The sequence below is a fragment of the Micromonospora sp. WMMB235 genome (genome assembly GCF_001855515.1).
Lineage (GTDB): Bacteria > Actinomycetota > Actinomycetes > Mycobacteriales > Micromonosporaceae > Micromonospora > Micromonospora aurantiaca.
Genome location: NZ_MDRX01000001.1, coordinates 3,807,754 through 3,830,529 on the forward strand (window position 1 = coordinate 3,807,754; position 22,776 = coordinate 3,830,529).

The window sequence follows — 22,776 nt, forward strand, 5'->3', positions numbered from 1 at the left end:
AATATGCTCGGGGGGTGAAGGACAGCGAGCAGGCGGTGCTGGCCGGGATGTTGCAGTCGGCCGAGGACGCCGCCCCGGTGCAGGCGGTCGAGGCCGTCACCGGCGTCATCGCCACGGCGCTGAACGCGCGCGGCGTCTCGCTGCTGATCGCCGACCTCAGCGGCCGTGCGCTGGTCCGGCTGACGCACCAGCCGGCCGGCGGCGGTACCGGCCGGCGTCACGGCGAGGAGGACGCCGAGGTCCTCCCCTTCGACGGCGGGCCCTACGAGCAGGCGCTCCGTCAGCAGGCCCCGGTGGTCGTCCCCGGCGACGGCGCCTGGACCGTGCTGGCGCCGGTCACCGACCGCGGTGAGGCGATCGGCCTGCTGGAGATCGACCTGCCCGACGACCCGGACGGCGACGTGGTGAACTGGGTCGCGCGTACCGCGCACGCGCTGGCGTTCGTGGTCATCGCCAACCGCAGGCACACCGACCTGTTCGAGTGGGGACAGCGCACCACCCCGTTCAGCCTCTCCGCCGAGATCCAGCGTCGCCTGCTGCCCGCCTCGTTCACCTGCGAGGCCGGTGCCTTCGCCCTCTCCGGCTGGCTGGAACCCGCCGCGAGCGTCGGCGGCGACACCTTCGACTACAGCCTGGCCCGGGACCTGCTGCACCTCAGCGTCACCGACGCGATGGGCCACGGCGTGGCGAGCGCGCTCACCGCCACCCTCGGCGTGGGCAGCCTGCGCAACAGCCGCCGCCGTGGCGCCGGCCTGGTCGCCCAGGCCGAGGAGGCCAACCGGGCCGTCGCGGAGAACGCGAACGTACGCGGCGCGTACGTCACCGCCGTGCTGGGCCGCATCGACCTGACCACGGGACGCTGCGAACTGGTGAACGCCGGGCACGTCCCACCGATGCTGGTCCGGGACGGCCGGGTCGTACCGGTGGACCTGCCGGGCAACTTCCCGTTCGGGATGTTCCCCGGCGAGAGCTACCGCAGCGGGGAGCTGCCACTGCTACCCGGCGACCGGCTGGTGGTGGTCACCGACGGCATGCGCGACCGCAACGCCGCCGACCTCGACCTGCCCGCCGCCCTGCTCCGCCTCTCCCACCTGCATCCCCGTGAGGCGGTCCGGGCGCTGTCCGACGCGGTGCTGGAGATCGCCGGGCCGGCTCTGACCGACGACGCCACGCTGCTCGTCGTCGACTGGTACGGCGACCACGGGCCGCGGCGCAGCACCGCCGGTGCCGACACCGCCCGCGTCAGCCCGGACGAGGAGCGCTCAGCGCACCGCCGCCGGTGAACCGTCCTCGGCGTCACGCACCGTGCCGAAGAGCGGGATGACGCGGTCCACCGAGGTGATCGAGAAGACGTTGCGGATCGACTGGCGGACGACGGCCAGACCGAGCCAGCCGTCGCGCTCCCGCAGGTTCTTGTAGACGAGCACGAGCGCGCCAAGGCCGCTGGAGTCCACGAATCCGACCTGGGTCAGGTCGACGACCACCGTCCGGGCGCCGGTCTCCACCACCTCGAGCAACCGGTCACGCAACGTCGGTGCGCTGGCCATGTCCAGGTCGCCGGCGACCTCGATCACCGGGCCGACACGCCCCTGTCTGGTCGTCACCGAGAACTCCACCACTCCCCCTCCACCGCACACCCGTCGCTACCCGACACCGTGCCAGAAATCCGCCCTGATCGCCTCCCGTAGGTGCGCGGCGGTTCAGCGGCCTACCCGCGAAGTGGTGGAGGACACCTCAGTGCGCGCCACCGCGTATCCGCTCTACGGCAGCCCCGCCGCGGGCGCGCCTGAACTACCCTCGCCGCCGTGGACACTGTGGAGATCGATGCGCCCGTCGTCGGCGTGACCGTCTACCCGGACCGCGCCCGGGTCACCCGCCGCGGCGGCGTCCGGCTGGCCGCGGGCGACCACCGGGTACGCGTCGCCCCGCTCCCGCTGGGCCTGCGCCGGGACTCGATCCGGGTGGGTGGCCGGGGCGCGGTGACCGTACTCGGGGTGGACGTGACCGCGTGGCGGCAACCCCGCAGCACCGACGCCCAGGTGGTCGAGCTGGAACGGCGGCGGCGGGAACTGGCGGACGAGCTGGCCGAGGTCGGTGACACCGACGCGGTCGAGGAACAGCGCGGCGAGTTCCTCACCCGGCTCGCCGAGCGGGCCGGTGGCACGTACGCCCGGGCGCTGGCCGCGGGCGACGCGGCCCCGGCCGACGTCGCGGCCTTCACCGACTCGGTGTCCGGTCAGCTCACCGAGTCGCGGGCCCGGCGGCGCGGGCTGGCCCGGCGGCGCACCGAGCTAACCGAGGAACTGGCCGCCGTCGACCGGGAACTGGACGCGGCGCGCGGCAAACGGGAGCCGGACCGGCTGGCCGCCGAGGTGTCCGTCTCGGTGGACGCCGACGACACCGAGGTGGAGCTGGAGCTGACATATCTGGTGGACGGCGCCCGCTGGACGCCCTCCTACGACCTGCGGCTGGTCGAGGACACCATGACTGTCACCTGGTTCGGGCTGGTCAGCCAGGGCACCGGGGAGGACTGGCCGGAGTGCGAACTCCAGCTCTCCACGGCCCGGCCGGCGGCGGCGAGCGGCGTACCCGAATTGTCGCCCTGGTATCTCGACCGGCTCCGGCCGAAGCCGCCGATGGCCGTGTCGGCCGCGTCGTTCGGTGGCGTGGTCCCGCCCCCGGCGCCCGGCGCGGCACCGGCGGGCCGTCCCCGCGCGGCACGGGCCGCGGCGCCGGCGGTGCGGGAGAGCGTCGCCGAGGTGGAGCAGGGCGTGACGGCGGCTACCTACCGTCCCGCGCGGCCGGTGGCGGTGCCCGCGGACGGCAGCGCGCACCGGGTGACGATCGCGGTGCTGGAGCTGCCGGCCCGGCTGGACCACGTGAGCGTGCCGGTGCGTGCCGCCGAGGCGCACCTGCGGGCCACGGTCCGCAACACGTCGGACCACACGCTGCTGCCCGGCCCGGCGTCGGTCTTCCACGGCGCCGATTTCGTGGCGGCGACGCGGCTGAAGACCTGGGCTCCGGGCGAGGAGACGGAGCTGGCGCTCGGGATCGACGACCGGCTGCGGGTGGAGCGGAAGCTGTCCCGGCGCACCGAGAGCAAGGCCACGCTCGGGTCGACGCGGCGGCGGGAGGTGGAGTACCGGATCACTGTGGCGAACCACACGCCCCGGCCGGCCACTGTGGAGGTCCAGGACCAGCTGCCGGTGTCCCGGGACGAGGCGGTGGTGGTACGCGAGACCGCGCTGACGCCGCCGCCGGCCGAGCGTACGGAGCTGGGTGAGCTGACCTGGCGGCTGTCACTGGCACCTGGTGAGAGCGGCGAGATCGCCCTCGGCTTCCGGGTGGAGCTGGCCAAGGGCGTCGAGCTGACCGGCTGGCGGGAGTAGCCGGCGCACACGTTAAGAAGGGCCCCTTCTTATGCGCGATGCGTTAAGAAGGGGCCCTTCCTTCGGTCCTCAGATGCGGCGGCGGCCGTAGAGGCCGGCGAAGACGGCGACGCCGATGGCGGCGAAGCCGACCTGGAGCAACAGCTCGATCCAGTCGATGCCGGGGGTGTCGTCGACGCCGAACGCGCCGGCCACCAGCGTGCCGACGAACGCGGCGACCACACCGATGAGCAGGGTCAGCCAGATCGGGATGTTCTGCTTGCCCGGCACCACCAGGCGCCCGAGCGCACCGATGACGAGACCGATGATGAGCGCGGTGAAGAAGCCCGTGATCTCCACGAGAGGCGTCCCTTCCCTCAGATGTGTTGGCGTCTGGCTGGTTGCCCCGATCAACCAGCCGGCCAAACCCGGGAGCCGCGTTCGTCACGGAACTGTCATGACCGTCCCTGATCAGTGGTCCGAGGGCTGGCGGCGGCGCGGCGCGCCGGGCGGCTCCTCCCGGTCGATGCGCAGTTCCCGCTCCAACTCGGCGATCACCATCCGCAGGTCGTCCAGTCGCTGGCTGATCGCGATCCGGTCCACCTCGTCCGGTATCCCGTCCCCGTCGGAGTCGTAGTCGGAGGCCAGCCCTTCGGTCATCTCCAGCCGGCGCGCCTCCTCCATCGAGTTGACGATGACGGCGATGAGGATGTTCAGCAGGAGGTTGACCGCGATCATCACGAAGCTGACGTAGTAGAGCAGCGTCCACGGCGACACCTCCAGACCCTGTTCCAGCAGGTCCGGCAGCGTCTCCAGGGACAGCAGCACGAACAGCGTGACGAGCGAGCGGCCGATGTCGCCGTACTGCTCGGGATAGCGGTCGCCGAAGATCAGCCAGCCCGCCATGCCGTACACGTAGAGCGTGACGGCGGCGAGCGCGAGGAAACCCGCGACGCCTGGGAGGCTGCGCCACAGCGCCGCGACGATGGTCCGCAGGCCGGGTGAGAAGCGCACGAGGCGCAGCACCCGGGCGACCCGGATGAACCGCAGCACAGCCGAGTCGCCGTGCAGGCCCGGGACGAATATGGCTGCTGTCACCAGCAGGTCGAAGACGTTCCAGCCGTGCCGGAAGAAGTCCTGCGGGCGGCGGCCGTACGCGAGCACCCGGATGGTGATCTCCACGACGAATACCGCCCGGAACATCCACTCCGTCCACCGCAGCACCGGCCCGGCGGCCCCGAGGTTCGGGTACGTCTCGATGCCCAGCACCACGCCGTTGGCCATGATGAGCACCACGATGGCCACCTCGAACGGCCGGGACGCGACGATCCGTGCACAGTGGCCGGCCAGCCCGCGCTTTCCGTCACTGGTCCGGCGCCCGCCGCGCGGTGCCGGAACCGTGTCCCCGATCAGCGTTCCCCTCCGGCACACGAGAGCCGGACGACGCACGGACGACAGGGGGTAGCCACCCGGACACTTTAGTGGATCACCGACGGCGAACTGCTCCGGCGCCCGGGCCGGCTCACAGCCAGCCGCGCCGCTTGAACAGCAGGTAGAGCGCGCCGCAGACGGCGAGCATCAGGGCCACCGCGAACAGGTAGCCGAACCGCCAGTCCAGCTCCGGCATGTGGGTGAAGTTCATCCCGTAGACGGTGCCGATCAGGGTGGGCGCGAACAGGATGGCCGCCCACGCGGAGACCCGTTTGATCTCCTCGTTCTGCTCGAAGCTGGCAGCGGTCAGGCTGCGCATCTCCTCGTTCTGCGCCTGCGACACCAGTGTGGCGTTGACTGTGAGGATGTTCTGGAGCAGGTGCCGGAACCCGTCCACCCGCTCCACCACATGGGTCAGGTGGTCGGCCACGTCGCGCAGCCGGCGGCGCAGCTCCTCGTCCGTGCCGTACCTGTCGAAGCCGTGCGTGAGCGCGTCGACCACCTTCAGCAGCGGCCGGGCGGCCCGCTGGAACTGAATCACCTCGCGGCTCAGCTCGTAGATGCGGCGGCTGGCGTTCGGGTCGCCGCCGAACACCTCGGTCTCGATCTCGTCGATGTCGTTCTCCAGCCCGGCCACCACCGGGGCATAGCCGTCCACCACCCGGTCCAGCACGGCGTAGAGCACCGCCTCCGGGCCGAGCGCGAGCACCTCGGGTTCGGCCTCCAGCCGCCGCCGTACCCCGGCCAGGTCCGGCGTGCCGCCGTGCCGCACGGTGATCACGAAACCGGGGCCGAGGAACAGGTGCAGCTCGGCGAACTCGACCGCCTCCCGGGCGTCCAGGTAGCGGGCGGCGCGCAGCACCACGAACAAGGTGTCGCCGTAGCGTTCCAGCTTGGGGCGCTGGTGGGCGTTGATCGCGTCCTCGACGGCCAGGTCGGGGAGCTGGAACTCGGCGGCGAGCGAGGCGACCTCCTCCCGGCCCGGCCGGCGCAGCCCGATCCAGGCCATCGCGTCGTCGAGGTGTTGCAGGCAGCGGAACGTGTCGGCGAGGGTGACAGGCGACGCCCGGCGTACGCCGCCGACGTAGACGCCGCTGTCGACCAGCCCGTCGGGTCGCTCCGGCTCGGCCGCACCCGCGTCGATGGCGTGCTCGTCCAGGCGGCGGCCGAACCCCTCCGAGGACCGGTTGTCCGCCATGCCCCTCCCCCGCTGCTCGGCCGGGTCGCCGAGTCCCCCGCCCGCGCTCGCGCAAACGTCAGGGGCGGTAGCGGTAGCCCATGCCCGGTTCGGTGATCAGGTGGCGGGGCCGGGCCGGGTCGTCCTCCAGCTTGCGCCGCAACTGGGCCATGTACTGCCGCAGGTAGTTCGTCTCGTGGTGGTACTCCGGCCCCCACACGTCGTGCAGCAACTGGCGCTGGCTGACCAGCTTGCCCGGGTTGCGCAGCAGCTTCTCCAGCATGGCCCACTGGGTGGGGGTGAGCTTGACCTCGACGCCGTCGTCCCGGGTGACCGTCCGGTCGGCCAGGTCGACGGTGTTGTGGCCGATCCGCAGCGCGGGCACGGCGGGCGTGGCCGGGGCGAGCCGCCGGGTCACCGCGCGGATGCGGGCCAGCAGCTCGTCCACCCCGAACGGCTTGGTCACGTAGTCGTCGGCGCCCGCGTCGAGCGCGGCCACCTTGTCCTCGCTGCCGGCCCGTCCGGACAGCACGATGATCGGCACGGCGGTCCAGCCGCGCAGACCCCGGATGACGTCGGTGCCGTCCAGGTCGGGCAGGCCGAGGTCGAGCACCACCAGGTCCGGCGGGTGCCCGGCGGCGGCCTTGAGCGCGGCGGCGCCGCTGCCTGCGACCTCGACGTCGTAGCCCCGGGCGCGCAGGTTGATCCGCAGCGCGCGCAGGATCTGCGGCTCGTCGTCGACGACCAGGATCCGGGTCATTCCTGCGGCCCCTCCGGCTGGGTGGCGGCCGGCAGCCGCAGCACCATGGTGAGACCGCCACCGGGCGTGGTCTCCGGGGTGATGCTGCCACCCATCGCCTCGGCCAGTCCCCGGGACAGCGCCAGCCCCAGGCCCACCCCGGTCTGGTTGTCCCGGTCGCCGAGGCGCTGGAACGGCAGGAAGACGTGCTCCCACTGGTCCTCCGGGATGCCCGGGCCGGTGTCGATCACCCGCAGCTCGACCTGCCCGGCGTGCGCGCTGCCGGTGATCGCCGGCGGCCGGCCGGGCGGGCTGTGCCGCAGCGCGTTCGCCACGATGTTGACCAGCACCCGCTCCAGCAGGCCCGGGTCGGCCAGCGCCGCCGGCAGGTCGGCCGGGATGTCGGTGGTCACCTCGGCCGCCGCCGGGCCCAGCTCGTCAAGCGCGAGGGGTACGGCGTCCTCCAGCCCGATCGCTGTGGCGCTCACGCCCAGCGCGCCGGCCTGCAACCGGCTCATGTCGAGCAGGTTCGCCACCAGCCGGCCCAGCCGGTCCAGCGACTCGTCGGCGGTGGCGAGCAGTTCCTCCCGGTCGTCCGCGTCGAACTCGACGTCGTGGCTGCGCAGGCTGCTCACCGCCGCCTTGGCCGACGCCAGCGGCGTACGCAGATCGTGGCTGACCGCCGCGAGCAGCGCGGTCCGCATCCGGTCGGCGGCGGCGAGCGGACGGGCGGTGGCGGCCTCCTCGGCCAGCCGTTCCTGGCGCAGCGCGACGGCGGCCTGCGCGGCGAACGCCTCGACCACCCGCCGGTCGGCCGCCTCCAGCCGCCGGCCGGCGAGCACCACGCTGAGCCGGTCGTCGACCGGCACCACCGTCTCGCCCGCGCCCGGGCTACCGGGCGGCCGCTCGCCGACGCTCGCCACCACCCGCCAGGCGTCCGCCCCCCGGGCGCGCGCCGGGCGTCCGCCGGCCTCGTCGGTCAGCTCCAGCACGCTCACCGCGCGCAGCCCGAACGTCTCCCGCAGCCGGTCCAGCAGCGCGGGCAGCGGCCGCTCGCCGCGCAGCACGCTGCCCGCCACGGTGGCCAGGGTCTGCGCGTCGGCGGAGGCCCGGGCCGCCTCCCGGGTACGCCGGGCCGCCACGTCGACCACCCAGCTCACCGCGATGGCGACGCCGACGAACACGCCCAGGGCGAGCAGGTTGTCCGCCTCGGCGATGGTGAGCGTCCGGTACGGCGGCGTGAAGAACCAGTTGAGCAGCAGCGAACCGCCGAGCGCGGCGACCAGCGCGGGCCACAGCCCGCCGACGAGCGCCACGCCCACCACACCGGCGAGGAACAGCAGGATGTCGTTCGTCAGGGTGAGATCGGGCAGCGTCCGCAGCACGAGCGTGAGCAGCGGCATGCCGAGCACCGCGAGCGCGTACCCGATCAGCCGTCGCCGCCGGGACAGCGCGGCGGGCACCGACGTACCCCGGCGCCCGCGCCCCGCCTCGGGGTGGGTGACCAGGTGCACGTCGATCGGGCCGGACAGCGCGGTGGTGGTCACCCCGACGCCCCGGGAGAACACCTGCGCGAACCGGCCCCGGCGGCTCGCGCCGAGCACGAGCTGGGTGGCGTTGACGCCCCGGGCGAAGTCCAGCAGCGCCGCCGGGATGTCGGTGCCGAGCACCTGGTGGTACGTACCGCCGAGGCTCTCCACCAGCACCCGCTGCCGGGCGAGCTGGGCCGGGTCGGCGCCGGCGAGCCCGTCGCTGCGGGCCACGTGCACGGCGAGCAGGTCGGCGCCCTTGCTGCGGGCGGCGATCCGGGCCGCCCGGCGGATCAGCGTCTCGCCCTCGGGGCCGCCGGTCAGCGCGACCACCACCCGTTCCCGCGCCTCCCAGGTGTCGGAGATGCCCTGCTGGGCCCGGTACGCGTCGAGCTGCTCGTCGACCTTGTCGGCCAGCCAGAGCAGCGCCAGTTCGCGCAGCGCGGTGAGGTTGCCGACCCGGAAGTAGTTGCCGAGCGCGGCGTCGATCTTGTCGGGCCGGTAGATGTTGCCGTGCGCCATCCGGCGGCGCAGCGCCTCCGGCGTCATGTCCACCAGCTCGACCTGCTCGGCGGCCCGGACCACCTGGTCCGGCACCGTCTCCCGCTGGGTGGTGCCGGTGATCTGCGCGACCACGTCGTTCAGTGACTCCAGGTGCTGCACGTTGACAGTGGAGAGCACGCTGATCCCGGCGTCGAGCAGCTCCTGCACGTCCTGCCAGCGCTTCTCGTGGCGGGAGCCGGGCACGTTCGTGTGAGCCAGCTCGTCCACCACGACGACCTCGGGCCGCCGGGCCAGCACCGCGTCCAGGTCCATCTCGGTGAACTCGACGCCCCGGTACGTCATCGACCGGCGCGGCACCACCTCGAGGTCGCCGACCATCTCGGCGGTGTGCCGGCGGCCGTGCGTCTCGACCAGGCCGATCACCACGTCGGTGCCGCGCTCGGCCCGGCGCTGGGCCTCCTCGAGCACGGCGTACGTCTTCCCGACGCCCGGAGCGGCACCGAGATAGATCCGCAGTTCACCCCTGCCCACGCCCCCATCCTCCCCGAGTGCAAGGAAGGGCCCCCTGTTAACGCCTCGCGAGGTGAAGGGGGCCCTTCTTAACACTTCCGTCAGCGCGCCGGGAACGCCTCGTCCAGCGCCAGGTTGAGTTCCAGCACGTTCACACCGGGCTCGCCCATGAAGCCCAGCGCCCGGCCGGTGGTGTGCTCGGCGACCAGCCGCCGTACCGCCGCCGGGTCCGCGCCGCGCTCCCGCGCCACCCGGGCCACCTGGATCCGGGCGTACGCCGGGGAGATGTGCGGGTCGAGGCCGCTGCCGCTGGCGGTGACCGCGTCGGCCGGTACGGCCGGGCGCGCCGGGGCGTCCCCGCGTACCGGGGTGACGATGCCGCCCTCGGCCACGTAGTCGTGGCCGGGCTGCGCCGCCTCCACCGGCACGCCCTGCCAGATGGTGACGAACGGCGTCGCGGGCGCGGCCTGGTTGACGCTGACCACGCGGGTGATCGGGCCGGTGAGGCCGTCGGCGCGGAACACGGCGAGCACCGCGCCCACCCCGTCCGGCGTGCAATACGGGCGCCGCCCGTCCACGCCGTCCAGTTCCGCGACCGCCTTGCTGCGGGCGCAGACCTGGGTGAGCAGGCTCTGCGCGGAGGTCTCCTCATCGCCGGTGAGCGTGTCCACCACGCTCTCCGGGCCGAGGTTGCCCGCCGCGGTGGCGGTCGGGTCGTAGCCGTCCCCCGCGGCCGACGGGCGGGACTGGAAGTAGCGCGGGATCGGGTTGCCGTCCGCGTCGGTGAACGACTGGCCGATCAGCGAGCTGCCGACGGTCCGGCCGCCGACGGTGAGCAGTGAACCGTCGGCCTTGCCGTCGAGGCCTGGGAGCCGGCCGACGGCGACCAGGGCGAGCGGGTAGACCAGGCCGAGCAGCACGGTGAAGACGAGCACCGCGCGCAGGGCGGCCAGGTGCTGGGAGAGCCAACTGGGAAGGCGCATCACGAGATCCCCGGGACGAACTGGACGAGCAGGTCGATGAGCTTGATGCCGACGAACGGCACCACGATGCCGCCGAGGCCGTAGAGCCACAGGTTGCGGCGCAGCAGCGTCGAGGCGCTGGCCGGGCGATAGCGCACGCCGCGCAGGGCCAGCGGGATCAACGCCACGATGACCATCGCGTTGAAGACGACGGCGGAGAGGATCGCCGACTCTGGGCTGGCCAGGCGCATGATGTTGAGCCGGTCCAGCGACGGGTAGATGCCGGCGAACATGGCCGGGATGATCGCGAAGTACTTCGCGATGTCGTTGGCGATGCTGAACGTCGTCAGCGCACCCCGGGTGATCAGCAATCGCTTGCCGATCTCCACGATCTCGATCAGCTTGGTCGGGTCGGAGTCGAGGTCGACCATGTTGCCGGCCTCCTTCGCGGCCGACGTGCCGGTGTTCATGGCGACGCCGACGTCCGCCTGGGCCAGCGCGGGCGCGTCGTTCGTGCCGTCGCCGGTCATGGCGACGAGCCGGCCGCCCTCCTGCTCCTTCTTGATCAGCGCGAGCTTGTCCTCCGGCGTGGCCTCGGCGAGGAAGTCGTCCACGCCCGCCTCGTCGGCGATCGCCTTCGCGGTACGCGGATTGTCACCGGTGATCATCACGGTGCGGATGCCCATCCGGCGCATCTCGTCGAAGCGCTCCCGCATCCCGGCCTTCACCACGTCCTTGAGGTGGATGACGCCGAGCGCCCGGGCCGGTTCCCCGGCCACGTGCTCGGCCACCACGAGCGGCGTGCCGCCGGTGCCGCTGATCCCGTCGACCAGTTCACCGACCTGCTCGGTCGGGTGGCCGCCGTTGTCGCGTACCCACTTCATCACCGCGGCGGCCGCGCCCTTGCGGACGTGCCGGACGCCCCCGTCGGCGTCGAGGTCGACGCCGCTCATCCGGGTCTGCGCGGTGAACGGCACGAACGTGGCGTGCGGGATGAGACCGGGCTCGCGCTCGCGCAGCCCGTACTCGTTCTTCGCGAGCACCACCACCGAGCGGCCCTCGGGGGTCTCGTCGGCCAGGCTGGACAGCTGCGCCGCGTCGGCGAGCGTGGCCGCGTCCACGCCGGTCACCGGCAGGAACTCGGCGGCCTGCCGGTTGCCGAGCGTGATCGTGCCGGTCTTGTCCAGCAGCAGCGTGTTGACGTCGCCCGCCGCCTCGACCGCCCGGCCGCTCATCGCCAGCACGTTGCGCTGCACGAGCCGGTCCATGCCGGCGATGCCGATCGCGGACAGCAGCGCGCCGATGGTGGTCGGGATGAGACAGACCAGCAGGGACACGAGGACGACGCCGGTGACGCCGCAGTCGGTGATCGCCGCGGTGTCGGGCGCGGCGGCCTGGTAACCCTTGGCGAAGATCGCCATGGGCTGGAGCGTGACGACGGCGAGCAGGAAGATGATCGTCAGCGCGGCCAGCAGGATGTTCAGCGCGATCTCGTTCGGCGTCTTCTGCCGGTTGGCGCCCTCGACCAGCGCGATCATCCGGTCGATGAAGCTCTCGCCCGGCTTCTGGGTGATCCGGACGACGATCCGGTCGGAGAGGACCCGGGTGCCGCCGGTGACCGCGCTGCGGTCGCCGCCGGACTCCCGGATCACCGGGGCGGACTCGCCGGTGATCGCCGACTCGTCGACGCTGGCGATTCCCTCCACCACGTCGCCGTCACCGGGGATGACCTGCCCGGCCTCGACCAGGACGACGTCACCCTGCCGCAGTTGCGGGGCGGGCACCGCCTCGTCCCGGTACGCGTTCGCGGCGGCACCGGGCGTCCAGCCGACCAGGCGGGTGGCGATGGTGTCCTGCTTGGCCCGGCGCAGCGTGTCGGCCTGGGCCTTGCCGCGTCCCTCGGCGACCGCCTCGGCCAGGTTCGCGAAGATCAGGGTCAGCCAGAGCCAGACGGTGATCGCGACCGCGAAGACCGACGGGTCGGCGACCGCGAGCACAGTGGTGAACAGCGCGCCGATCTCCACGATCAGCATCACCGGGTTGTGCCACAGGGTGCGCGGGTCGAGCTTGCGCAGCGCGTCCGGCAACGACCGGAGCAACTGGCGAGGGTCGAGCAGTCCGCCGCCGACCCGGTCCCGGCGGCCCGGCGTGCTGGGAGTCGGCGCGTCGGCAGTCTGAGCAGGCGCGGTCATGTCCTTGTCTCTCATGGTTGTCACAGCCCTTCGGCCAGCGGGCCGAGCGCGAGTGCGGGAAGGAAGGTGAGCGCGACGAGGACGACTGTGACGCCGACGACCATGCCGACGAACAGCGGCCGGTGGGTCGGCAGGGTGCCCTCGGAGGCGGGTGTGGGTTGCTGGCGGGCCAGCGAGCCGGCCAGCGCGAGCACGAAGATGATCGGCAGGAACCGGCCGAGCAGCATGCAGAGCCCGAGCGCGGTGTTCCACCACTGTGTGTTCACGGTGATGCCGGCGAACGCGGAGCCGTTGTTGTTGCTGGCCGAGGTGAACGCGTAGAGCACTTCGGACAGTCCGTGCGGCCCGACGTTCAGCGCCGTCGAGTCGTTGCCGGTGGCGAACGCGGCGGCGGTGCCGGTGAGCACCAGTGCCGGGGTGATCAGGAAGTACATCGAGGCGAACTTGATCTCGCGCGAGCCGATCTTCTTGCCCAGGTACTCCGGGGTGCGCCCGACCATCAGCCCGGCCACGAACACCGTGATCACCGCGAGGATCAGCAGCCCGTACAGACCGGCGCCGACCCCACCGGGGGCGACCTCGCCGAGCATCATGTTGCCGAGCGTCATCATCCCGCCCAGCGCCGTGTACGAGTCGTGGAACGAGTTGACGGCGCCGGTCGAGGTGAGCGTGGTGGCCGCCGCGAACGTGGCCGAGTTCGACACGTCGAAGCGCACCTCCTTGCCCTCCAGCGCCGCGCCGACCGCCTGCGGCACCGTGCCGTCGCCGGTCAGCTCGAAGACGTTGGTGAGGGTGATGCCGGCGAGCGCCAGGATCGCCATGACGGCGACGATCGCGTAGCCCTGCCGCTTCTGCCCCACCATCCGGCCGAAGACCCGGGGCAGGCTGAACGGGATCACCAGGATCAGGAAGATCTCCAGCCAGTTCGTCCACGCGGTCGGGTTCTCGAACGGGTGGGCGCTGTTGACGTTGTAGAAGCCGCCGCCGTTGGTGCCCAGCTCCTTGATGACCTCCTGGCTCGCCACCGGCCCGCCGGTGACGGTCTGGGTGCCGCCGGTCAGCGTGGTCACGTCGGTGCCGCCGGACAGGTTCTGCACCACGCCGCCGAGCATCAGCGCGAGCGCGCCGAGCACCGCGATCGGCAGCAGGATCCGCAGCGTGACCCGGGTCAGGTCGACCCAGAAGTTGCCCAGCTCGCCGGTGCGGCTGCGGGCGAAGCCCCGGACCAGCGCCACCGCCACGGCGATGCCGACGGCGGCCGAGACGAAGTTCTGCACCGCCAGGCCGGCCATCTGCACCAGGTGGCCCATCGTCGACTCACCCGAGTACCACTGCCAGTTCGTGTTGGTCACGAACGACACAGCGGTGTTCCACGCGCCGTGCGGCACCACCGGGTCGAATCCGAGCGACAGCCACAGGTGGTTCTGCAGGCGCTGGAACGCGTACAGGAACAGCAGGGAGACGGCCGAGAAGGCCAGCACCGAGCGGGCGTACACGCCCCAGGTCTGCTCGGCGGCCGGATTGACCCCGACCAGGCGGTAGATCCCCCGCTCGACCCGGGACGACCGGGTTCCGGCGACCACGCGGTGCATGTAGTCGCCGAACGGCCGGTGCACGGCGACGAGCGCCACCACCAGGGACAGGACGAAGAGCACGCCGGCTGTCGTCATGCTCATCAGAAGCGCTCCGGGAACAGCAGGGCGGCGACCAGGAACACGCCCAGGCCGATCGCCAGCACCAGGCCGACGGCGTTGACGGCGTTCACAGCTTCTCCACGCCCCTCACCACGAGGGCGAGAGCCGCGAACAGCCCCACCGTCAGCAACACGAACAGCACGTCAGACACGGCTGATCTCTCCTAGCGGAAGATGTCCTCGCGACCGCTTCCCGGCCGCGCCGGGCAATCACAGCGCCGTATCCGCCGGACGGACAGGGGTCTTGACGCGACCATCACGCGCGGCCGCGGTTTCTTGACGCGCTTTTCACGCCGCCTCCGCGACCGGTGATCCGGGTCACCGGACGGGCCTCGACGCCGATCGACCGGAGGTGCCGGTAGCCGGCGCCGAGCACCGCGGCGAACTCGATCGGCACGGCCCGGGACCAGGCGTCACCCGGGCCGGTCAGCTCGCCGTAGCGGTGCGCGAGGAACCCGACGAAGACCGCCGCACCCAGCGCGGCCACCGCCGCGACCGCGCGCAGGTCCGCCACCGCGAGCGGCGAGGCGCGGTCCTCAGCGGGCGGCGGCGCGGGAGACGAGCGCCTCGGCCACCTCGCGCAGCTTGCGGTTGGAGTCCTGGGAGAGCTTGGCGAGCAGCGTGAACGCCTCCTCGGCGGAGCAGCGCCGCTGGCCCATGATGATGCCCTTGGCCTGCTCGATCACCGCCCGGCTGCGCATCGCCTCCTGCATCTGCCGGGCCAGCGTCGCGGTGCTCTCGTAGAGGTGCGCGTTGGCGAGCGCCACCGCCGCGTACGCCGCGAACTCCTCCGCCAGCTCGATCGACGACTTGTCGAACGCGCGCGGCGTGCCGCCGTGGATGTTCAGTGCCCCGGTGACCGCCTCCTGGATCGGCAACCCGATCGACAGTGAGCTCTGGACTCCCGCCGCCCGGGCCCGTGCGGCCCAGCCCGGCCAGCGCGGCTCGTCGGCCAGATCGGGCAGGCAGATGCTCACCGCGCTCATCGAGGCGTCCAGGCAGGGGCCGTCGTCGTGCGCGTACTGCCACTCGTCGAGGCTGCGGGCCAGGTCGCTGGTGTAGGCGATGGCCCGGTTCGCGCCCGCCTGCACCAGGGAGACGGACACGTGCGCGCTGCCCGGGACCGCCCGGTTCGCCAGTTCGGCGACACGTGCCAGGACGTCGTCGAGCGCCACCTCGTCGAGCCGGATCCGGCTCAGCTCCGCGAGGGCGTCGGCGGGTTCCATGCTGGCGGATTCCATCCTCGTGTCCTGTCCTGGCGGGGTCATCGGCGTCTGTCGTTCCGCTGACGGTACCCGGCACGGGCGGGTCCGAACGCCTCCCACGCTGCGATGTCCACCCGGTCGACGTATCGTCGGGTACGGGTCAAGACATGTGCCCTCCCTGCTCGCGGCGTGCTCGCCGCGGGCTTCCTCAATCGGTGAGGTCGGAGGTGACATGTCGGACGAACGGCCGGTCTTCGGCTGTCATGACGTCCCCACGGCGTCCGGGGCGTTCCGCCGGGACGAGCCGATCATGTGGCTGAGCTGCGACGCAGGCGTGGACATGACATGGATCTCGGTGGCCGGCGAGGTGGACCTCAGCAACGCGCACCTGCTCACCGAACTCGTGGAGACCGCCGTCGCGGCGTCCGCCCCGCTCGTGGTGATCGACCTGTCGGAGGTCAGCTTCTTCGGCGCGTACGGCACGAGCGCGCTGGTGCTGGCGCAGCGGATGCTCATCCGGCACGGGCGGCGGCTGGTCCTGCACCGGCCCTCCCCGGTGGTCCGGCGCGTCCTCGGCGTCACCGGCACGCTCACCGCGTTCGAGGTCGTCGATCGGCCCGCGTTGCCAGCCGTCGGCGACGGGTCGGCACGTCCCGTCGTACCCACCCGCTCCGGGTCGTAGAGTTGTCCCGGTAGTCGACGTCCCGTCGGGGGCGTCACGAACGAGCGTCAAGAAGCGGCGCAGGTCCCGATCCATGCCGGAATCGGGATGCTGGTCCGTCACCACGGGCCGATCCCCGTCACCAGCCGTCCCGGCCTACCGGGCCGACGGCGTCGCTTCGCACAAGGACGTCACAGCTCATGCCGCAGGCCCACCCCGACCTCGCCGCTGCCTTGATCAGACTCGGCCGGATCAAGTACGACGAAGTCGACCTCGACGTGGTGTTGTCGACCATCGCCCAGGTCGCCAAGGACACCCTGCCCGGGACCGCCGAGGTGTCGGTCACCCTGGTGCAGGGCACGGAGGCGCACACCGCCGCGTACACCGGCGAGCTGGCGCTGACGCTCGACGAGTGGCAGTACGCGCAGGGCCGCGGCCCGTGCCTGGACGCCGCCACCACCGGCACCGCCATGCTGGTGCCGGACATGGCGGCGGAGAGCCGCTGGCCGGAGTGGGCGGCCCGGGCGCACGCGGCGGGCGCGGCCAGTTCGCTGTCGATCGGCCTGCCCATCCAGGAGGCGATGGTCGGCGCGCTGAACATCTACGGCGCATCGCCCGGCGTCCTGGACCGCCAGGTCGAGCTGGCGCAGACGCTGGCCGGGTACGCCGCCATCGCGCTCGCCAACGTCCACCTCTACGAGAGCACGGCGACGCTGGCGCAGCAGATGCAGGAGGCGATGCAGAGCCGGGCCGTGATCGAGCAGGCGAAGGGCATCATCATGGGGCAGCGGCGCTGCTCGGCCGACGAGGCGTTCGCCATCCTGGCCCGGGTGTCCCAGGACTCCAACCGCAAGCTGCGTGAGGTCGCCGAGTCACTCGTCGATCGCGCGGTGCACGGGCCTCGTGACTGAGCGTGAGGTCAGCGCGGCATCTCGCGCCAGCCGGAACCGCTCGCGCGCCACGCCCCGGCCAGGATCGTCGCCGAGCCGCGGCTCGGGCACTGCTGGATCCGGGACCGGCCGCTCGCCCCGCCGATCTGCGCCTGGACCTGCCACTGGCTTCCGTCGGTACGGATGTAGACGTCGCGCCGTCCGCGAGGGTTGCTGACGCCGTTCCACCAGTGTTCCTCGACCACCATGCGGTGACCGTACCTCAGGAGACCCGGACCGGCCCAGACCGGAATTCCGTTGCTCCGCGTGACCGGGCGGCGCACCCTCCACGAATGACCCCACCGGACCTGCCGCGCCAGTTCACCATTCGCGAAGGCGAGCTGCGCATCCTCAACCCGTTCGACGACGTCAAGCTGGCCACGCTGGGCCGGGCGATCCGGCTGCGGCCCGGCGACGAGCTGCTCGACCTGTGCAGCGGAAAGGGCGAATTGCTCTGCACCTGGGCCCGTGACCACGGGATCACCGGCACCGGGGTCGACATCAGCACCGCCTTCACAGCCGCCGCCCGGCAGCGCGCCGCCGAACTCGGCGTGGCCGGCCGGGTGCGTTTCGTGCACGGCGACGCCGCGGCGTACACCCCGGAGCGGCCGGTCGACGTGGCCGCCTGCGTCGGCGCGACCTGGATCGGCGGCGGGGTGCCCGGGACGCTGGAACTGCTCGACCGGGCGCTGCGGCCGGGCGGCATGGCGATCGTCGGCGAGCCCTACTGGCGGCGTGACCCGCCCGACGACGAGGCCGTCACCGGCTCGCACGCCCGGTCCCGCGACGAGTTCAAGGATCTGCCCGGCCTGGTCGAGTCGTTCGGAGAGTGCGGCTGGGACCTGGTCGAGATGGTCCTCGCCGACCAGGACAGCTGGGACCGGTACGCCGCCTCGCACTGGCTGAACCTGCGCCGCTGGCTGGACGCCAATCCGGACGACGAACTGGCCCCGGAGCTGCGGCGGGAGCTGACCGAGGACCCGGTGCGGTACGTCCGTTTCCAGCGCGAGTATCTGGGGTGGGGCGTGTTCGCACTGCTGCGGCGCTGACCTGCTTAACGAACGGCTACGCAGGGTAAAGACAGATCATGGGACAGTTGCGCACCTCGCCGCCGCCGCCGCAGGCCTCAGAGCTGGAGCGGTGGGTGCTGGACAGTCCCGAGGATCTGCGCGGCCTGCGCGCCTCCCTACGCGACGCGCTGAACCGGCACGGCCTGGTGCAGGGTGCGGACCTCGACGAGGTGCCGCACCTGGTCGTGCTGGTCGCCACCGAGCTGGCCAGCAACGCGCTGCGGCACGGTCGCCCGCCCACCATCATCACGCTGCTCGCCACCGACGACCGGTTCCTGCTCGACGTGGCCGACCACGACGTCAGTTCGGTGCCGGAGCTGACCGACATCCACCCGATGGACTCGGGCGGGCGAGGGCTGTTCCTGGCCCAGTCGGTCTCGCTCGACGTCGGCTGGTACGGCACCGAGAAGACCAAGAACATCTGGGCCTCGTTCTCCCGGTGACGACCCGGCCGACCGGCCGCTCAGCGGTCCCCGGCCGGGATCGGGTCGTCGTACTGGCCGGACGGCCCGGCCAGCGGTTCGCCGCCCACCAGCGGCCACGGGTTCGGGGTGCAGCCGTGCAGGCCGAGCGTCTGCTGCACCATGACCGGCGCCGGGCCGCCGGCCCGGGGGCAGCGCTCGTGCCCGCGGCCCAGCCGGTGGCCGACCTCGTGGTTGAGCAGGTACTGCCGGTAGCGGGAGAGGTCGGTCACGTGCGGCACCCCGTACACCCAGCGGGCCACGTTGATCACCACCTGGTCGCCGTTGCGGCAGGACGTGTAGCGGTCACTCGGGTCGCCGCAGAGCCGCCCCCGGGTGACAGGCGTGGTGAGCAGCACTGTGAAGTCGGCCGGGTCGTCGCGGCCCACCCGTTGCAGCCGCCACCGGCCGTCGCCGGTCCAGCCGCGCCGGTCGGCGAGGGTGGCGGCGACGTCCCGGGCGAACCGCTCCACGTCCACGTTGCGGATGCCGTCCTCCACCGCGACCCGATAGCGCAGCAGCTCACCGGAGCGGCCGGCGACCGCGCCGACCGTGTCGGCGGTGCGGAAGGTGCCGTCGCCCCGGGCCGGATAGCCGATGCCGGGGGCCACCCGGCCGGCCGCCGGGACCGGCGTCGGCGCGGCGCGGGCGCCCGCTGGGGGCGCGCTCGGTGCCGCCGCCGGCACGGTCCGCCGCACCTCGATGCGGTCCAGCAGGTCCGGGTGCCGCGCGGCGTACCCGCCGGCGGCGAGCGCGGCCCCGACCAGGACCACCGCCAGGAACCGCCCTGATCGCGATCTCCGCCGCCGGTGCAGCCCCCGCTCGTGCCCGCCCACGTCGATCTCCGTCCGTCGCGCCGCCCCGCTCCGGGCAGGAGTACGGACGCCGGGCCCGGACGGTTGAACGGGCGGGCCGGGTACCGTCGGTGCCGGGGTGGGCGACCTGCCGCCTGTCGGAGTCCAGGGAGAGCCACCCGTGTCACCAGCCGAGCGACTGCTCGACGCCGCCGTCGCGACCGCGCGCGGCACCGACGTACGCGAAGCCGAGCGAGCCCTCGACGGGCTCGTCGTGGCCGACGGCGCGGCGGTGGACGCGGCGCTGCTCGCCCGGCTCACGCGCGACGTGGGCCGGCTCTGGCCGCGGGGCTGGCAGCCCGCCGACCTGGACCGGCTCGCCACCCGGCGGCTCACGCCGCGCGGCGCCCGGCTGCTGCGCGACGTCATGGCCGCGCAGCGGCGCACCCTGCCCGCGCCGGTACCGGCCTGGTTCGACGACCAGCTCACCGACACGGGCGCCCGCTGGGACGACGACGCGGGCTGGCTGGACCGGCGCGCCGACGGGGACCGGATCACCGCGCTGCGGGACGCGGTCGACGCGGCCGTCCTGGTGGCGGGGCTTCCGCCGGTCGCGGCGCTCCGGCCGCCGCCCGGCTCGGCGGGCACCGCACTCGCCGCCGTGACACCGAGCGGTTCCCGGATGCTCGACCGGGTACGCGCACTGCTGGCGAAGGCCGAGTCGACCGGCTACCCGGCCGAGGCGGAGGCGTTCACCGCGAAGGCGCAGGAGCTGATGGCCCGGCACAGCATCGACGCGGCGCTGCTCGACGCCGGGGCCGAGCGGTCCGGCGGCCCGGGCGGCGTGCGGATCGGCGTCGACGCCCCGTACGCGGCCGCGAAGGCACTGCTGATCCAGGAGGTGGCGGCGGCGAACCGGTGCGAGTCGGTCTGGTCCGACGACCTGGGCTTCGCCACAGTGCTCGGTTTCCCGGCCGACCTGGCGGCGGTCGAACTGCTGCACACCTCGCTGCTCGTGCAGGCCACCGCCGCGATGCTGCGCGGCCGGGGCGAGCGCGGCAGGGCCGGCGGGCGGCGCACCAAGGGCTACGACGAGTCGTTCCTCAACGCGTTCGCGCTGCGCATCGGCGACCGGCTGCGGGAGGCGAGCGCGGCGGCGGCCGAGGAACTCGACGACGACCGGCTGCTGCCGGTGCTCGCGGCCCGCTCGGATGCCGTCCGGGAACGCGTCGACCAGCTCTTTCCGGGCACCACCCGGCACCGCCTCCAGGTGCGTGACGAGCAGGGCTGGGTCTCCGGCACCAGCGCCGCCGACCGGGCCTCGCTCGACCCGGGCCGCCCGGCACGCCGTCCGCTGCGCGGGGGCCGCTGACCTTTCCCGGGGGATGATGTCGGATCGGGCGGACCGGCTCCGACCCGTCTGCGAGGCGCCACCGCCGGTGGCCCGCACCCGAGGAGTGCACCGTGAAGTACATGCTGCTGATCTGGAACCGGCCCGGCTTCGTGGAGGAGCTGTCCGAGGCGGAACGCACAGCCGTCTTCGGTGAGGTCGACGAGATCATGAAGGAGCTGACCGAGTCCGGCGAGCTGGTCGGCGGCGAGGCGCTCGCTCACCCCTCGCAGACCCGTACGGCCCGTCCGGCCGCCAGTGGCGGCGTCGAGGTCACCGACGGGCCGTTCATGGAGAGCAAGGAGCAGTTCGCCGGCTACCTGACTGTCGACTGCGAGACCCCGGAGCGGGCCGCCGAGATCGCCGCGCGCTGGCCTGACGTACGGCACGGTTTCGGCGTACTGGAGGTGCGCGCGGTGATGGAACAGGCCGGGACGGAGATGTGACAGCAACCGTGGTCGAGGACCTGCTGCGTACGCTCGCGCCGCAGGTCCTCGGCGTGCTCGTCCGCCGCCACGGCCAGTTCTACGCCTGCGAGGACGCCGTGCAGGAGGCGCTGCTCGCCGCCGCCGTGCAGTGGCCGGAACAGGGCTTGCCGGACCGTCCCCGCTCCTGGCTGGTCACAGTCGCCACCCGGCGGCTCACCGACGAGTGGCGCAGCGAGCACGCCCGCCGGGAACGCGAGGTGGCGGTGGCGGTCCGGCAGCCCGCGTACGCGACTGTCGCCCCGCCCGCCGACGAGGATCCGCCCAGCGGGGACGACACGCTGCGGCTGCTGCTCCTCTGCTGCCATCCGGCGTTGCCGGTCAGCGGGCAGGTGGCGCTCACGCTGCGTGCCGTGGGCGGGTTGAGCACCGCCGAGATCGCCCGCGCGTACCTGGTGCCGGAGGCGACGATGAGCCAGCGGATCCGCAGGGCGAAGCAGCGGATCGAGGCGTCCGGCGCGCGTTTCACGCTGCCGTCCCCGGCGGACCGGGACGAACGGCTCGCTGCCGTGCTGCGGGTGCTCTACCTGGTCTTCAACGAGGGTTACACCGCGTCCAGCGGCGAGGCGCTGCACCGGGCCGAGCTGACCGGAGAGGCGATCCGGCTGACCCGGGAGCTGCGCCGGCTGCTCCCGGACGACGGCGAGGTGGCCGGGTTGCTGGCGCTGATGCTGCTCACCGACGCGCACCGGGCCGCCCGTACCGGGCCGGACGGTGAGCTGGTGCCGCTGGCGGAGCAGGACCGCAGCCGATGGGACCGGGACGCCGTCGCCGAGGGGGTGGCGTTGGTGACCGAGGCGCTCACCTGGTCGGCGCCGGGGCCGTACCAGGTGCAGGCGGCCATCGCCGCGGTCCACGCGGAGGCGCCCGCCGCCGAGGACACCGACTGGCGGCAGATCGTCGCGCTCTACCGGGTGCTCGCGCGGGTCGCGCCGAACCCGATGGTCACGCTCAACCAGGCCGTCGCCGTGGCCATGGTGGACGGCCCGCGTGCCGGGCTGTCGCTGCTGGCCACGCTCGACGCCGACGACCGGACCGCGGGCCACCACCGGCTCGCCGCCGTCCGCGCGCATCTGCTCGACATGGCCGGTGACCGTACGGAGGCCCGGGCCGCGTACCTGGCCGCCGCGCGGGCCACCACGAGCCTGCCGGAGCGGCGTTATCTGGAGGTACGCGCCGCGCGCCTGGCCGGCGACAGCGGAGACCGGCCGGGCTGACCGGCGAGGATCAGAACAACCGTCCCCGGTACGGATGCGGCCGGCCCCACCGCTCCTCCCACTGGAGCAGTTCCGCCTGCCATCGCGGCAGGTCGGGCCGGTATTCGCGGATCAGTTCACGGTTCTCCGGGCGGCCGGCCAGGAACCGCCAGTAGGACTCGACCGCCTCGCGGGTCTCGTCCAGCGAGTAGCGGCCCCGCTCGTCCGCGACCCACTCGTTGACGAACTCGACGCCGGTGGGGGCGAAACTGACCTCGTACTTGTCGCTGTCCCACCCCTCGTCGAGCGGACGGCCGTTCGCCACGTCGTCGATCATCTGCAGGGCGTCCAGGCATGCCGAGTAGGAGACGGAGACGTCGGTGATCAGCCACGCGCCGAGAGCCCGATAGCGCTGATCGGTCACGTTGAACAGCGGGAGCCGGTACTCATCGACGGAGAAACTGATGAACGCCAACGGAA

General features: G+C 72.9%; 24 protein-coding genes. 9 read left to right on the forward strand and 15 right to left on the reverse strand.

Translation table 11 applies throughout. From position 1 onward, the window contains the following. Window positions 1-14 precede the first annotated feature (14 nt). Window positions 15-1,283, forward strand: coding sequence for a PP2C family protein-serine/threonine phosphatase (locus tag BFV98_RS16310; protein ID WP_083395286.1), 1,269 nt, complete (start codon window positions 15-17; stop codon window positions 1,281-1,283). Here the strand turns inward: BFV98_RS16310 and BFV98_RS16315 are convergent. Continuing rightward, window positions 1,263-1,604: an STAS domain-containing protein gene (locus BFV98_RS16315; protein ID WP_230651205.1), complete on the reverse strand. Its 342-nt coding sequence runs from the start codon at window positions 1,602-1,604 to the stop codon at window positions 1,263-1,265. The genes BFV98_RS16310 and BFV98_RS16315 overlap by 21 nt on opposite strands. 201 nt (window positions 1,605-1,805) lie before the next feature. Here BFV98_RS16315 and BFV98_RS16320 point away from each other — a divergent pair, with 201 nt between their 5' ends. Then, entirely contained in the window at window positions 1,806-3,389 is a 1,584-nt protein-coding gene (locus BFV98_RS16320; RefSeq protein ID WP_071096966.1) for a DUF4139 domain-containing protein, read from the forward strand. A gap of 69 nt (window positions 3,390-3,458) precedes the next feature. Here the strand turns inward: BFV98_RS16320 and BFV98_RS16325 are convergent, their stop codons facing one another. From BFV98_RS16325 to BFV98_RS16375, 11 genes are all read right to left on the reverse strand, one after another. Then, window positions 3,459-3,728: a GlsB/YeaQ/YmgE family stress response membrane protein gene (locus tag BFV98_RS16325; protein WP_013283808.1), complete on the reverse strand. Its 270-nt coding sequence runs from the start codon at window positions 3,726-3,728 to the stop codon at window positions 3,459-3,461. A gap of 111 nt (window positions 3,729-3,839) precedes the next feature. After that, on the reverse strand, window positions 3,840-4,817 hold the full coding sequence (locus BFV98_RS16330; RefSeq protein WP_114919364.1) for an ion transporter: 978 nt from the start codon (window positions 4,815-4,817) through the stop codon (window positions 3,840-3,842). A 73-nt stretch (window positions 4,818-4,890) separates the two neighbouring features. Further along, window positions 4,891-5,997 (reverse strand): magnesium and cobalt transport protein CorA, encoded by a 1,107-nt coding sequence (locus BFV98_RS16335; RefSeq protein ID WP_071096967.1) that lies wholly within the window; start codon window positions 5,995-5,997, stop codon window positions 4,891-4,893. Between the two features lie 58 nt (window positions 5,998-6,055). Continuing rightward, on the reverse strand, window positions 6,056-6,736 hold the full coding sequence (locus BFV98_RS16340) for a response regulator (RefSeq protein ID WP_013283805.1): 681 nt from the start codon (window positions 6,734-6,736) through the stop codon (window positions 6,056-6,058). Next, the gene (locus BFV98_RS16345) at window positions 6,733-9,279 is read right to left on the reverse strand and encodes a DUF4118 domain-containing protein (RefSeq protein ID WP_013283804.1); all 2,547 of its coding nucleotides are present in this window, start codon (window positions 9,277-9,279) and stop codon (window positions 6,733-6,735) included. Before BFV98_RS16345 ends, BFV98_RS16340 begins: the two co-directional genes overlap by 4 nt. 80 nt (window positions 9,280-9,359) lie before the next feature. After that, window positions 9,360-10,241, reverse strand: a complete 882-nt coding sequence (locus tag BFV98_RS16350) for a potassium-transporting ATPase subunit C (protein WP_071096969.1) — start codon at window positions 10,239-10,241, stop codon at window positions 9,360-9,362. After that, on the reverse strand, window positions 10,241-12,412 hold the full coding sequence (gene kdpB / locus BFV98_RS16355) for a potassium-transporting ATPase subunit KdpB (protein WP_071096971.1): 2,172 nt from the start codon (window positions 12,410-12,412) through the stop codon (window positions 10,241-10,243). The genes BFV98_RS16350 and kdpB overlap by 1 nt, the downstream gene beginning before the upstream one ends. Window positions 12,413-12,432: 20 nt before the next feature. Beyond that, window positions 12,433-14,088, reverse strand: a complete 1,656-nt coding sequence (gene kdpA, locus BFV98_RS16360; RefSeq protein ID WP_071096974.1) for a potassium-transporting ATPase subunit KdpA — start codon at window positions 14,086-14,088, stop codon at window positions 12,433-12,435. Beyond that, window positions 14,088-14,177 (reverse strand): K(+)-transporting ATPase subunit F, encoded by a 90-nt coding sequence (kdpF, locus tag BFV98_RS16365; RefSeq protein ID WP_036311210.1) that lies wholly within the window; start codon window positions 14,175-14,177, stop codon window positions 14,088-14,090. Before kdpF ends, kdpA begins: the two co-directional genes overlap by 1 nt. A 184-nt stretch (window positions 14,178-14,361) precedes the next feature. Continuing rightward, entirely contained in the window at window positions 14,362-14,619 is a 258-nt protein-coding gene (locus BFV98_RS16370) for a hypothetical protein (RefSeq protein ID WP_071096976.1), read from the reverse strand. 22 nt (window positions 14,620-14,641) lie between these two features. Beyond that, window positions 14,642-15,346 (reverse strand): GAF and ANTAR domain-containing protein, encoded by a 705-nt coding sequence (locus tag BFV98_RS16375; protein WP_071096978.1) that lies wholly within the window; start codon window positions 15,344-15,346, stop codon window positions 14,642-14,644. A gap of 196 nt (window positions 15,347-15,542) precedes the next feature. On the opposite strand from BFV98_RS16375, the gene BFV98_RS16380 reads away from it, so the two are divergent. Both BFV98_RS16380 and BFV98_RS16385 read left to right on the forward strand, forming a co-directional pair. Next, window positions 15,543-15,992 (forward strand): STAS domain-containing protein, encoded by a 450-nt coding sequence (locus BFV98_RS16380; protein ID WP_071096980.1) that lies wholly within the window; start codon window positions 15,543-15,545, stop codon window positions 15,990-15,992. A 179-nt stretch (window positions 15,993-16,171) separates the two neighbouring features. Continuing rightward, on the forward strand, window positions 16,172-16,882 hold the full coding sequence (locus tag BFV98_RS16385; RefSeq protein WP_013283797.1) for a GAF and ANTAR domain-containing protein: 711 nt from the start codon (window positions 16,172-16,174) through the stop codon (window positions 16,880-16,882). Window positions 16,883-16,890: 8 nt separating this feature from the next. Here the strand turns inward: BFV98_RS16385 and BFV98_RS16390 are convergent, their stop codons facing one another. Continuing rightward, window positions 16,891-17,109, reverse strand: coding sequence for a hypothetical protein (locus BFV98_RS16390; RefSeq protein WP_013283796.1), 219 nt, complete (start codon window positions 17,107-17,109; stop codon window positions 16,891-16,893). Window positions 17,110-17,193: 84 nt separating this feature from the next. On the opposite strand from BFV98_RS16390, the gene BFV98_RS16395 reads away from it, so the two are divergent. Together BFV98_RS16395 and BFV98_RS16400 are read left to right on the forward strand one after the other, a co-directional pair. Next, window positions 17,194-17,949 carry a cyclopropane-fatty-acyl-phospholipid synthase family protein gene (locus BFV98_RS16395; RefSeq protein ID WP_071096982.1) on the forward strand — a complete coding sequence of 252 codons (756 nt, stop codon included), beginning with the start codon at window positions 17,194-17,196 and terminating at the stop codon, window positions 17,947-17,949. Between the two features lie 38 nt (window positions 17,950-17,987). After that, window positions 17,988-18,413, forward strand: coding sequence for an ATP-binding protein (locus tag BFV98_RS16400; protein WP_013283794.1), 426 nt, complete (start codon window positions 17,988-17,990; stop codon window positions 18,411-18,413). A 20-nt stretch (window positions 18,414-18,433) separates the two neighbouring features. Here the strand turns inward: BFV98_RS16400 and BFV98_RS16405 are convergent, their stop codons facing one another. Continuing rightward, window positions 18,434-19,267, reverse strand: a complete 834-nt coding sequence (locus BFV98_RS16405) for a DUF3152 domain-containing protein (RefSeq protein WP_071096983.1) — start codon at window positions 19,265-19,267, stop codon at window positions 18,434-18,436. A 139-nt stretch (window positions 19,268-19,406) separates the two neighbouring features. Between BFV98_RS16405 and BFV98_RS16410 the strand changes: the two genes are divergently transcribed. The 3 genes from BFV98_RS16410 (at window position 19,407) to BFV98_RS16420 (ending at window position 22,317) form a co-directional block, all read left to right on the forward strand. Further along, window positions 19,407-20,597 carry a DUF2786 domain-containing protein gene (locus BFV98_RS16410; RefSeq protein ID WP_071096985.1) on the forward strand — a complete coding sequence of 397 codons (1,191 nt, stop codon included), beginning with the start codon at window positions 19,407-19,409 and terminating at the stop codon, window positions 20,595-20,597. Window positions 20,598-20,698: 101 nt separating this feature from the next. Further along, window positions 20,699-21,061 carry a YciI family protein gene (locus BFV98_RS16415; RefSeq protein WP_232236732.1) on the forward strand — a complete coding sequence of 121 codons (363 nt, stop codon included), beginning with the start codon at window positions 20,699-20,701 and terminating at the stop codon, window positions 21,059-21,061. Then, window positions 21,058-22,317 (forward strand): RNA polymerase sigma factor, encoded by a 1,260-nt coding sequence (locus BFV98_RS16420; protein WP_013283790.1) that lies wholly within the window; start codon window positions 21,058-21,060, stop codon window positions 22,315-22,317. The genes BFV98_RS16415 and BFV98_RS16420 overlap by 4 nt, the downstream gene beginning before the upstream one ends. Window positions 22,318-22,327: 10 nt before the next feature. On the opposite strand, the gene BFV98_RS16425 is transcribed toward BFV98_RS16420, so the two are convergent. Beyond that, window positions 22,328-22,771 (reverse strand): hypothetical protein, encoded by a 444-nt coding sequence (locus tag BFV98_RS16425; protein WP_013283789.1) that lies wholly within the window; start codon window positions 22,769-22,771, stop codon window positions 22,328-22,330. Between the last annotated feature and the right edge of the window lie 5 nt (window positions 22,772-22,776).